This window comes from Glutamicibacter sp. B1 (assembly GCF_039602135.1).
GTDB classification, from domain to species: Bacteria; Actinomycetota; Actinomycetes; order Actinomycetales; family Micrococcaceae; genus Glutamicibacter; species Glutamicibacter ectropisis.
The window spans coordinates 3350468-3361967 of record NZ_CP125942.1; the positions used below are offsets into that span (position 1 = coordinate 3350468).

Consider the following 11500-nt stretch of genomic DNA (forward strand, 5'->3'; position numbering starts at 1 on the left):
TCAGCTCTCCAATCCCACGCGGGCCAGCGGGTAGGCGTTGGCGGCGGATAGTTCCAGGTTTTGCACGCGGTTACGGCGGGCAAGAATTGATTTAGGGGTGAAGGCCCACGCGCAAGGCCAGGTATCCCACACTGCCTGTTGGGCGACCTTAAGGTAGTTGGCACGTTTGTTTGGATCTACCTCCGAGGCTGCGCGAGCAATCTTGCGCTCCACGTCATTGTTGACGTAGCCCTGGTAGGTGTCTCGGGTCTTTTCCTTTTCAGCGGTGCCGGCGTACATACCCTGCAACATCGTGATGGCTAGACCGGTGGGGCTGGAGAAACCATTGCCGAGCAAATCCCAGTCACCTTCCTTACCTTGGCGCCATTGCAGGATGTTTCCGCCAGGTTCAAATTGCTGGAGTTCGGTTTTTACTCCGATATCCCCAAACATCTGCACCAGGGCTTCCATGATGGCGGTGTCTGAAGGGAACTCGCCGGTCTCCCAAATGATCTTGAGTTTCAGGTCATCAACACCGAGCTCCGAAAGCATCGACTTGGCCTTGGTCGGGTCGTAAACGTAATCTCCAGTCTTGGCGTAGCCAAACAAACTGGTCGGGGTCACTCCCTGTGCCTGTTCCACCGTGTCAATGAGGACATCGTGGACCAGTGCATTGCCATCGATGGCGAACGATAGTGCTTCACGGACTTTCGCATCCGAGAGTGGGTGGGATTTTGGCTTGCGGAAGTTGTAGAAAATCTGGTTCAGGCGCAGAGATGAGGCGGTTTCGATGCTGACGCCCGGCAGCCCTTGCAACTGCTCCATGGAGTTCGGTGAAATCGAGTCGATCACGTCGACTTCGCCACTTCGAAGGGCAATGACACGAGAAGACTCTTCAGGAAGGAAACGAACATTAACCTGCTTGATTGAGGCCGCTTCGCCCCAATACTTCTCGTTACGGATCAGGGTGTAGGTACCCGCGCCACGGTCAAAGGCTTGTACAACATAGGGTCCGGTGCCCACCCCGGTTTGTAGTTCTTCTGCCTTGTTATCTTCAGCAGGAGAAATCAGGATCAATGCCATGAGCGCATCCAAGATGGGGATGGGACCCTTGGAATCTAGGTAGAAGGTCCGCTGGTCGACTTCGGTGACGGTAGGAAATTCCGGGAAGAAGCTGGCAACGAACGACCCCTGCACTTTCGCATACATTTCTAGTGCAGTGGCCACGTCTTTGGGCTTGACCGGGCGTCCGTCGGAATAGGTGATACCGTCACGCAGTTTGACGGTCCAGCGCGTATCTGAAGTCATTTCCATTGACTCGGCAAGCACAGGAATCGGAGAGATGTCTGGGCCGATGGCGGTGAGCCCTTCGCGGACCGCGCGCTGTACGGTGACCGCCGCGTCGAACTGGTTCAACTTATTATCCAACGACACCAAAGAACGGTTGAGGGCTAGGGTCAGCGTATCTTTGCCCGGCAAACCAGTAGGACCTGCACACGCGGTGGCACTGACACCCACCGCCGCAAAGAGCCCCGCGGCCCCGGCCAGCTTTAACAGCTGACGTCTGGACATCCCAGGAGCTGAGAATCGTCCGGTCATCTTCGACCTCCCAATCGACTTTCTGGAGCGCGTTGCCCCATTTGGATGCAGGGCCATTCACTCACCGTGATTTGTAACTCATGTCACTTTGTCACGGTTGCGCGAAATGCGCAATAGGCATAGCGCATTTCGCGCAACTGTGTCATGATGATTTCAAAAGCACACCGGCCCCCGGAAGATTCCGGGAGTAAATTCAAGGAGGTGACAAGCACCAAGATGACCAAGGATCACCAGAACTTCCTGATTCTCGCAGACGACTTTTCCGGAGCCTGCGAAGTCTCTTCACCATGGAACGAGTACGGATTCTCAACAAAGATTTCACTGGATTACACAGCGATCCCATCGAAGACAACGCATCAAAGCCTCGTTGTAGATACCGACAGTCGCTATCTAGAACCAACCGCGGCCTACCAGCGCATTCAGTCACTAAGCCATATGAAATCAGTCGACACCATCATCTTCAAAAAGATCGATTCATTATGGCGCGGCAATCTCAATGCAGAACTCACCGCCCTGGCTAACAACGGGTACAAACTGATCATCGCCGGCGCACTGCCACACATGAATCGGGTCGTTGAGAACGGCAAACCTCTCGTGGACGGACTTCCGCTTTCCGCGACCGACGCTTGGCAAGTTGAGCCACGTGAAGCACCGGAATCTATCGCGGAATTACTCGGCGATTTGGAGAGCACCCTTGTTTCTGACCCGAGGGATGAGGACTTAGCACCGCGCCTTCTTGCCGCCGTGAGCTCAACTTCAACAGCCATTCTCGACTGCGCGACGGAAGAAGATCTATCCTCCATCGCCAAGGCCTGGCTTGAGCTACGGGAAACTCACCCCGAGATATTTGAACGCAGCGTCCTGGTCGGTACGGGAGCTCTTAACGCGGCTTTGGCCAGTAGCTTAGCCTCGGCCACGACAGCTTCACCGCAAAATTCTGCACAGGAATCTGCCAACTCAAGCACCGCGGTTCGCCCAATTCTTGGGGTCGTGGGTTCAGCCTCCGGCCCATCAGGTAAACAACTTGATATTGCTGAGAACGCAGGGATTCCCTGCGAAGAGTCAGTAAATCAGTTGCCGTCACCCAAACCAGGCGAAGCAGTTATTTTGCGCGCAACGCGCAATGCTTCTGAGCCAGCACTTGTTCTTCAAGAACTACGCCAGCAGGCTGCCGGCTTTCTTGCCGAACACCCCGAGTCAGACCTCTTCCTCACCGGTGGAGAAACGGCCCGCGCGATCCTTGATGACCTCAACGTCACGTCGCTAACACCACTTGAGCAGCTAGAACCCGGAGTAGTCATCTCTCAAGCGTCCGATGGCCGCCTCGTTGGATCAAAACCCGGCTCCTTCGGAAGCCCAAACATACTCCCCCAAGCATTAACCGCCCTGCGCAACCTCCGCGCCCCTCTTTCACAGGAGTCAACATCCATGAGCACCACCACCCTAGATACACGACCATTTATCGCAGTCACCATGGGCGATGGATCCGGCGTCGGCCCCGAGGTCACCGTCGGAGCCCTCATTGATGAGAACGCCTACAAGATCAGTCGCCCGATTGTTATCGGCGATTGTCACCGCTTGAACCTTGGCGCCCAAGCTTTGGGTCTGGCAGTAGACATCGTGGAAATCACCGAAGTCTCTCAAGCTCAGTTCACCCCTGGTCGTATTAACGTCATCGACCCACACCTGCTCTCTGAAGACCTCGAATGGGGCAAGGTTTCTGCCGAAGCAGGTAACGCCGCCTATCACTACATCCGGATCGCTTGTGAGTTGGGCATGCGCGGTGAAATTCAAGGCATCTGCACCGCGCCACTGAACAAAGCCGCCTTGCACGAAGCCGGACACATCTACCCAGGGCATACCGAACTACTTGCCCATTTCATGGGTGTTGATGAGGTATCCATGATGCTTTCAACGCCTAAGGTCAAGGTCATTCACGTCACCACCCACATCGGCTTGATCGACGCAATCAAGAAAATCGAACCGGGACTGGTTGAACGCACCGTCCGCCGTGGTCATGAAGCACTGGTTCGGGCGGGCAATCCCAACCCTAAAATCGGCGTCTGCGCCATCAACCCGCACGCCGGCGAGAATGGCCTCTTCGGCTATGGCGAAGAGGAAGAAAAGATCATCCCCGCACTTGAAAAGCTTCAGGCAGAGGGAATTAACGCGATCGGCCCCCTGCCTGCCGATACCGCTTTCTTCCTAGCTGGCCGTGGCGACTACGACCTCATTGTCGCCATGTACCATGATCAGGGTCATGGCCCGGTCAAGGTTCTTGGCATTGAAGCTGGCGTGAACATCACCGTGGGCTTGCCCGTGATCCGTACTTCAGTTGACCATGGCACCGCTTTTGATATTGCCGGCAAGGGCATTGTTGAGGTGGGCAGCATGATTGAGGCTCTACAGCAGTCAGTGAATTTGGCATCGGTTCCGGTCAAGTAAAGGAACTACAGCAATGCCGATACACTCGGCGTAGCAGATTCACCGTGCCGGGAGGGAAAGGGACTCATGTCAACCAGCGCAAAGGTACGCCAAGGGCAGATCCTTGAACTAGCCAATACCAGTGGTTTGGCCAGTGTTGAGGAACTCTCCGAGCGCTTCGGCGTGACCGCTTCAACGATCCGTCGTGATCTTTCTCGACTAACCGTCGAGGGCAAGATCGCTCGGACCTATGGTGGCGCCATGCCACTGACGGCTCCGGTCATCGAGTCCACCTTCCGGCAACGCAACATGGAGAATTCTGCTGTCAAAAGCGCCATTGGACGCAAGGCACGCGCCTTGGTGTCCGAAGGGCAAACCATCCTGCTTGATTCAGGTTCCACGGTCGCTGCACTGGCCCACGAACTTCGTGATGCCAGCGAGCTCACCGTAGCCACCACCTCCCTTGTGGTGGTGGAGGAATTAGCCGAGGCGGAATCGGTTCATGTTGAATGCCTCGGTGGAACCCTGCGACATCGCAGTGCAGCTTTTGTGGGACCCTTGGCCGAATATTCTCTGGAGCGAATGAGCTTTGATTCCGTGTTCCTCGGAGCTGACGCGGTGACCCCTGAGGCCATCTGCGAAGCAGACTTGGTTCAGACGCGTCTCAAAGAAAAAATGGCTTCCCGAGCACAGCGCATTTTTGTGTTGGCCGACAGCTCCAAACTCAATCAGCACCCGTTCCACGCTTGGGCCATGTTGCCCGAAGGCTGGACTCTGATCACCGACGCGCAGGCTGATAAAACTCAACTCGCCCCCTTCAAAAAAGCCAACGTTGAGGTGATCATCGCGGGCTAGTCCCCCGCGGTTCACAACGTCGCGGCCGTGAAGAACCTACACCTTCGTTGTTCGTCGGTTCAGCAAATAGATCAGGTACAGACCGCCAAAGCAGACGGTGACCACGCCCACCGGTAATTGCACCGGGGCGAACAAGCGCTGGGCCAATAGATCACTGGACGCAAGCAATAGTGCTCCAACAAGTGCCGTAGGAACTAGTTGCAGTCCGGCACTTCCGGCGAGGCGACGAGCAATTTGTGGGGCTACCAAGGCGACAAAGGCAATCGGACCGGCCAGAGATGTCACCGCGGCAACAAGGAACACCGCCAGCACGACCAATAACAATTTGGTGCGTTCTACCCGCATGCCCAGCGCCCGGCACAGGTCATCACCTAGCTGCAGCATTCGAAGCTGCGACGAGTTAGCTAAGAGTAGCGCTGACACCAGCACCACAAGAATTCCGACTGGGGTTACCGACTGCCAGGTCAATCCGTTCAGGGTTCCGGCCCCCCAGACGGCGGCGGCCATGGCCACATCAAGTTCTGCGCGGAGCACCAAAAAATGGTTGAACGAGGCCAGCACCGAAGATATACCGATGCCCACAAGAATCAATCTGAACCCTGCGGTACCGTTACGCCAAGCCAACAGGTACACCAAGAGCGCGGTAAGCAATCCACCGGTCAGAGCTCCCAAACTGGTGGCAACAAATCCACCGCCGAGCACCGTAAGCGTGATCAGCGCGCCGGTGTAAGCACCGGTGGAAAAACCAATGATGTCCGGAGATCCCAAGGGGTTCCGGGTCAATGATTGGAAGACCGCGCCGGAGAGAGCCAAGGCCGCCCCAAAGAGCAATGCGGCCACGGCCCGAGGCATGCGCCACTGCCAGATGACCATGTTCTCAATGCCTTCACCCTGACCAAACAGTACTTTCAGCACCTGCCATGGCGTCATCTGATACTCGCCACCGGAGATCGCAAACACCGAAACCAACAGGCACAACGCCAGCAAGACCAGTACGGTGCTCGGTGCACGCAGTTTAGTTTTTACACTCACAGGGCCACCGCCTTACGTCCACGAGCAATCATGATCAGCAACGGTGCCCCGAGGAACGCCGCGACAACACCGGCTTGCAGTTCTCCGGGAAGCATCACTCGTCCGAGCATGTCGGCGCAGAGCAAAAGCATCGGGGCGATCAGCGCGGTAAAGGCCATGATCCATCCGGTATGTGCCCCGGCCAGTCGCCGGGCCGCATGCGGTGCCATTAACCCGATAAATCCAATGGCACCCACCGCTGCCGTGGACGCCCCGGCCAGTATCGTGATGGCCAGCAGCACCAGTATTCGGGTCCGTCCCACGTTAGTTCCCAGGGAACGGGCGCTGTCTTCGCCCAGCGCCAAGGTATCTAGCGAACGAGCGCAACTGGCCGCCACCAGGACACCGACTAAAAGACATCCGGCAAGGGTCAGCACAATTGAGGAATCGCGGCCCTGCAAGGAGCCGATGGTCCATGCACGCAACTGATCAAAGGCCTGTGGTTTAACCAGGGATAACGCGGTGCCTACACCGGTGAGCACCGCTCCGATAGCAACACCAGAAAGCACTAGCCGCACCGGATCACTGGATCCGGGCCTGGGCATTCCCACCAGATAAACCACGGCGGTGGTCAGTAGCGCACCGAGGAAGGCAAAGAGCACGTACCCGTTAAAACCCTGCACGCCGAGGAATCCTACGGAAACGACAATGGCCAGAGAGGCTCCGGCGTTAACTCCGAGAATTCCGGGTTCGGCTAACGGGTTGCGGGTCAGGCTTTGCGCCAGTACCCCAGAAATTCCCAAGCCCAGTCCTGCAAGTACAGCCAGTATGGCCCGCGGCAGTCGAGACTCAACAACGATGCTGCGCTCCACGGTGGCTTCCGTATCAGTCAGCGCCTGTATCACCACATCGATGGGCAAGGCTCGTGATCCGATAGCCAGAGATACCAAAACTAACAACAGCAAGATCACTGCCAACCCGACAAGAAGAACCAGCTGTCGACCGACGCCGACGGTGTGGGGCGCAGGGGTTGTGGGCCGTTTGAGATTAGCGCTAATGACCGGCGCCCTTCGTTTCAGCTAATGCGGGGAACGTGAATACTTTACCGTGTTTCTGTTTCAATGAGCGACAAAATGCTTTGGTTAGCCTTAGCAAAATAAGGTATATTTGCGATGTGAATTTTCTGAAGATCGGCTCCATGTGGCGCCGCACCATGATTTCGGCTACCGCCCTTGCGCTAGTCGGCCTGACCGCCGGTTGCGGCGCGTCCACCACCGATACCAGCTCCGGCAATAAGGACGTTGCCATCGGCGGCGAACACTTCACCACCGCAGATGAAGAGACCGCCAAGTTCGGTTCCGACGCCGAAGCAGGCCAGTTCCCCCGCACCATCACCCACGCCAATGGCACCACCACCCTAGAATCCAAGCCTCAGCGCGTGGTGGTTCTAGATACCGGTGAATTAGATGCCGTGGTCTCCTTGGGCATCACCCCGGTGGGCATTCCTTCCACCGAGGGTTCCAGCCCGATCCCTAGCTACCTGGCCGATAAGGTCAAGGATGCCAAGACCGTGGGCACCATTCAGGAACTGAACCTGGAATCCATCGCGGCACTCAAACCAGACCTAATCATTGGTTCTCAGCTGCGTGCCGATAAGCTCTACTCCCAGCTCAACGACATTGCACCAACCGTGTTCTCGATTCGCCCAGGCTTCCCATGGAAGGAAAACTTCCTGCTTGCCGGTGAAGCACTCGGCGAAGAAACCAAGGCAGTAGAAACCCTGAACGCTTATCAGGACAAGGCCACCGCCCTGGGCAATGACGTGCAGGGAGATCCTGAGATTTCACTGCTGCGCTTCATGCCAGAGAAGATTCGCCTCTACGCCAACAAGTCACTGATTGGTGTCATCCTGAACGATGCCGGGCTCAAGCGTCCAGATAACCAGAACATTGATGACCTGGCCGCGGAAATTTCCGCAGAGAACCTGACCGACGCTGACTCGGACTGGATCTTCTACACCTCCTACGGAACCCCTGAGGCGACCGGCGAAAAGGCCGCGATCGAGGGCCCACTGTGGAAGCAGCTCAAGGCCGTGCAGAATGATCAGGCCATTCGCGTGAACGACGACGTCTGGTTCCTGGGCCTCGGCCCAACTGGCGCCTCGCAGATCCTGGATGATCTGCGTAGCTACCTCGTCAATTAACTTCTCGCTTTCGCACCGAGATACATTGCCACTGCGAAGCCTGTGCTCAGCCCGAGCATAGAAAGCTTGAGTAACGTAGTAACTACCTCATTGAAGGTGCGAGTGATGATCGTTGAAATCCCCGTCGGTATAACCGGCGGGGATTTCGCTTTAACTTCGAGCTCGGCGCAGGACTATGCTTCCAGCCAGCTCACTTCCCCGGATTCCAGGTCATAGAGAGCCGGAACGATACGGGTTCGCTTCTCCTCCACAGCTTTGCTGATGATCGCCGAGCGTTCCACGAGTTGCCTGGCAACGGCGAGCGCATTAGCTTTCACCACTTGGTCCACCGCCTCGCTGCCGAATCCCGAAACCTTCTGGCGACGGGCTACCGGAGCGATCTGTTCTGCGAAATCATCCATTTCGCCGGGCAACGCGGGATCCTCCGGGTTGGCTTCCATGGCCTTGAGGGTTCCGGTCACCGCGCCGCAGGCGGTGTGACCGAGGATGACCAGAAGGGGCACCGAGTAGGGCGCGGAAACGGCGAACTCCATGCTGCCCACCAGGGTGTCATCCAGGACCGCACCCGCGGTCCTGGTGACAAAGAGGTCTCCGATCCCCTTGTCGAAAAGCATCTCCGGGGTGACTCGCGAGTCCACGCACCCGTGGACCAAGGCGAAGGGGCTCTGGTGTTCGGCCTGCTCATCACGCCGATGCGAATCCTGGTTTGGGCGCTGCACCTGCCCTGCAACGAATCTCTTATTGCCTTCGGTGAGTTCTATGAGCACATCGTCTGAGGTCTTGGGAGCGGAGACGTGTTTGGCGGTGGCGGCTTGTACGGTTTTCTCGTTCGCGCAGGCGCTGAGTCTTGCGAGCGCTAGCAGGCCGGTCGCACCAGCAATCAGCTTTCTGCGGCTGGTTGCGCTGGTGTTGACGACGCTGTCAATGGGTTGTGGCATAGTGCTCTCCGGTCGTAATTCGTGGGCACCTGAATGTCATTAACTCAGATTTTTTGGTAAATACCATCATGAAGTCTATTGTTCTGCATTTGATTCATAAACGAATTCCCGAATATTTCGCACCCTTGGACCGAGCATGACTTCACAACCCATCACAAAAGTGATTGACACCACACAGGTTTTCGATTTGGATGGACACTATCAATCGATTGATTGGGAACACAAGGTGGTGTCCATTGGAACTGGGAACAGTCCAGCAAGCGGCGGTCTCTTGCTTCGCGCAACGAGGCTTTGCCGCCACCGGAATCCGTGAACTCGGTTCCGCCGTGGGTCTGAATTCAGCCACGCTCTATCACTATGTCGGCGGCAAAGAAGAACTACTGGTAGGCATCATCAAAAATTGCCTGAACTCCATGATCGACGGTGCCCGTCAGGTCCTGGCCACCAGCAATGACCCCACTACACAACTGGCCCTACTCGTCGCCTTCCACGTCGGCTTCACCGCCACCAACCCCAAAACCTCGCGCGTCGCCGAACATGAAATGCGCGCCTTGACCGCCGAAAATGCGGCGCAAATGCAGGGCCTACGTGATGAGTACGAACAACTCTTTGCCCAGGTCCTTCAAGCAGGCGCAACGCAGGGCGTGTTTAGCACTGTGGATCTGGGCATCACCAGGCTAGCCATGATGGAAATGGGCACCGGAGCCTCCCACTGGTACCGCCGGGACGGCCGGCTCTCATTACCGCAAGTCCAACTGAACTTCATCGCCCTAGCCATGCGCATGCTCGCGGTGTCCAACGAAGCGCCACTGGCCAGCAAAGACCTTCCCACACCCCCGAACATCGCCAGCGAACCTGAAGTGAAGGACTGAAAAGTGAAGACGCTTTCTTCTCACCTGGATCCCACGGAATTTGAGCTCAACGCCAAAGCCAATGCACCACTACTCGCCGAATTACAGCAACGCCTTGCCCGCGCCGAGCTCGGTGGATCCGAAAAATCCCGTAACCGTCACAAGGATCGCGGCAAGCTACTGCCCCGCGAGCGCGTGGATCAACTCCTTGATGAGGGATCGCCCTTCCTCGAAATCGCGCCCTTGGCCGCCGAAGACATGTACGACGGGGCCAGCCCGGCAGCCGGCATGATCGCCGGCATCGGAATGGTGCACTCCCGGCACGTCATGATCATCGCCAACGACGCGACCGTCAAAGGCGGAACCTACTTCCCGATGACCGTAAAAAAGCATTTACGCGCTCAAGAAATCGCCCTAGAGAATCGCCTGCCCTGCATCTATTTGGTGGATTCTGGAGGCGCATTTTTACCCATGCAAGATGAAGTGTTCCCCGGCCGCGAGCACTTCGGTCGGATCTTCTTCAACCAGGCACAGCTCTCCGCCAAGAAAATTCCGCAGCTGGCTGCAGTCCTTGGATCCTGCACCGCAGGAGGCGCCTACGTGCCAGCAATGAGCGATGAGAGTGTCATTGTGCGCAACCAGGGCACCATCTTCTTAGGCGGCCCACCCCTGGTCAAGGCCGCCATCGGTGAAGTGGTCACCGCCGAAGAACTCGGCGGAGGCGAACTGCATGCGAAGACTTCCGGGGTGGTAGATCATCTGGCCGAAAATGATGAGCACGCGTTGATGATCATCCGCGACATCGTTGCCACCCTGCCACCAAACCCTACCCCGGCCTGGGACATCACCTCAGCGGTCACCGAACCACTGTATCCCGCCAGCGAATTAGCCGGCATTGTCCCGGTGGATGTGAACGCGCCCTATGATGTGCACGAGGTCATCGCTCGACTGGTCGATGGCAGCAAATTCCATGAATTCAAAGCCGAATACGGCACCACCCTGGTCACCGGGTTCGCGCAGATCCACGGCCACCAGGTGGGCATCATTGCCAATAATGGGGTGCTCTTCTCCGAATCCGCGGTGAAGGGTGCACACTTTATCGAGCTCTGCGATCAGCGGGGCATCCCCCTACTGTTTTTGCAGAACCTCGCCGGTTTCATGGTGGGCCGCGACTATGAGGCCGATGGCATTGCCAAACACGGAGCCAAAATGGTCACCTCCGTAGCCACCGCCCGAGTACCCAAGCTGACGGTCATCATCGGCGGTTCCTTCGGCGCCGGCAACTACTCGATGTGTGGCCGCGCCTACTCCCCACGCTTCTTGTGGATGTGGCCCAATGCGCGCATCTCAGTCATGGGTGGCAACCAAGCCTCCTCGGTGCTATCCACGGTCAAACGTGACGGGCTAGAAGCGGCCGGAGAAACCTGGAGCGCCGAAGAGGAAGAACGCTTCAAGGCTCCGATTCGTGAACAGTACGAAACCCAGGGCAACCCGTACTATTCCACCGCACGTTTATGGGACGACGGGGTGATCGATCCGGCCGAGACTCGCCGCGTGCTCGGCTTGGCCCTCGATGTCTGTGCCCGCACCCCACTGCCAGAGACCAGTTTTGGTCTCTTCCGGATGTAGTCAGGAGAGCT

At 57.2% G+C, this 11500-nt stretch carries 9 protein-coding genes; 5 read left to right on the forward strand and 4 right to left on the reverse strand.

Annotation, left to right across the window (positions count from 1 at the left end; genetic code table 11):
* Positions 1–1578 carry an ABC transporter substrate-binding protein gene (locus QMQ05_RS15745; protein WP_345471558.1) on the reverse strand — a complete coding sequence of 526 codons (1578 nt, stop codon included), beginning with the start codon at positions 1576–1578 and terminating at the stop codon, positions 1–3.
* A 201-nt stretch (positions 1579–1779) separates the two neighbouring features.
* On the opposite strand from QMQ05_RS15745, the gene pdxA reads away from it, so the two are divergent.
* Together pdxA and QMQ05_RS15755 are read left to right on the forward strand one after the other, a co-directional pair.
* The gene (pdxA, locus tag QMQ05_RS15750; protein WP_345471560.1) at positions 1780–4023 is read left to right on the forward strand and encodes a 4-hydroxythreonine-4-phosphate dehydrogenase PdxA; all 2244 of its coding nucleotides are present in this window, start codon (positions 1780–1782) and stop codon (positions 4021–4023) included.
* Between the two features lie 66 nt (positions 4024–4089).
* Positions 4090–4857, forward strand: a complete 768-nt coding sequence (locus tag QMQ05_RS15755) for a DeoR/GlpR family DNA-binding transcription regulator (protein WP_345471562.1) — start codon at positions 4090–4092, stop codon at positions 4855–4857.
* 36 nt (positions 4858–4893) lie between these two features.
* Here QMQ05_RS15755 and QMQ05_RS15760 read toward each other — a convergent pair whose 3' ends face one another.
* Together QMQ05_RS15760 and QMQ05_RS15765 are read right to left on the reverse strand one after the other, a co-directional pair.
* Positions 4894–5889 carry a FecCD family ABC transporter permease gene (locus tag QMQ05_RS15760; RefSeq protein ID WP_345471564.1) on the reverse strand — a complete coding sequence of 332 codons (996 nt, stop codon included), beginning with the start codon at positions 5887–5889 and terminating at the stop codon, positions 4894–4896.
* Positions 5886–6839 carry a FecCD family ABC transporter permease gene (locus QMQ05_RS15765; protein ID WP_345471566.1) on the reverse strand — a complete coding sequence of 318 codons (954 nt, stop codon included), beginning with the start codon at positions 6837–6839 and terminating at the stop codon, positions 5886–5888. Before QMQ05_RS15765 ends, QMQ05_RS15760 begins: the two co-directional genes overlap by 4 nt.
* Before the next feature lie 203 nt (positions 6840–7042).
* On the opposite strand from QMQ05_RS15765, the gene QMQ05_RS15770 reads away from it, so the two are divergent.
* The gene (locus QMQ05_RS15770) at positions 7043–8071 is read left to right on the forward strand and encodes an ABC transporter substrate-binding protein (RefSeq protein ID WP_434063157.1); all 1029 of its coding nucleotides are present in this window, start codon (positions 7043–7045) and stop codon (positions 8069–8071) included.
* Between the two features lie 173 nt (positions 8072–8244).
* On the opposite strand, the gene QMQ05_RS15775 is transcribed toward QMQ05_RS15770, so the two are convergent.
* Entirely contained in the window at positions 8245–9009 is a 765-nt protein-coding gene (locus QMQ05_RS15775) for a carbonic anhydrase (protein WP_345471568.1), read from the reverse strand.
* Positions 9010–9245: 236 nt separating this feature from the next.
* On the opposite strand from QMQ05_RS15775, the gene QMQ05_RS15780 reads away from it, so the two are divergent.
* Positions 9246–9881, forward strand: coding sequence for a TetR/AcrR family transcriptional regulator (locus tag QMQ05_RS15780; protein ID WP_345471570.1), 636 nt, complete (start codon positions 9246–9248; stop codon positions 9879–9881).
* 24 nt (positions 9882–9905) lie between these two features.
* Positions 9906–11489 (forward strand): carboxyl transferase domain-containing protein, encoded by a 1584-nt coding sequence (locus QMQ05_RS15785; protein WP_434063203.1) that lies wholly within the window; start codon positions 9906–9908, stop codon positions 11487–11489.
* Positions 11490–11500: the final 11 nt, after the last annotated feature.

Coding starts and splice junctions, on each gene's coding strand:
- QMQ05_RS15745 (WP_345471558.1), bottom strand. CDS start 1,578: ATGACCGGACGATTCTCAGCTCCTGGGATGTCCAGACGTCAGCTGTTA.
- QMQ05_RS15755 (WP_345471562.1), top strand. CDS start 4,090: ATGTCAACCAGCGCAAAGGTACGCCAAGGGCAGATCCTTGAACTAGCC.
- QMQ05_RS15775 (WP_345471568.1), bottom strand. CDS start 9,009: ATGCCACAACCCATTGACAGCGTCGTCAACACCAGCGCAACCAGCCGC.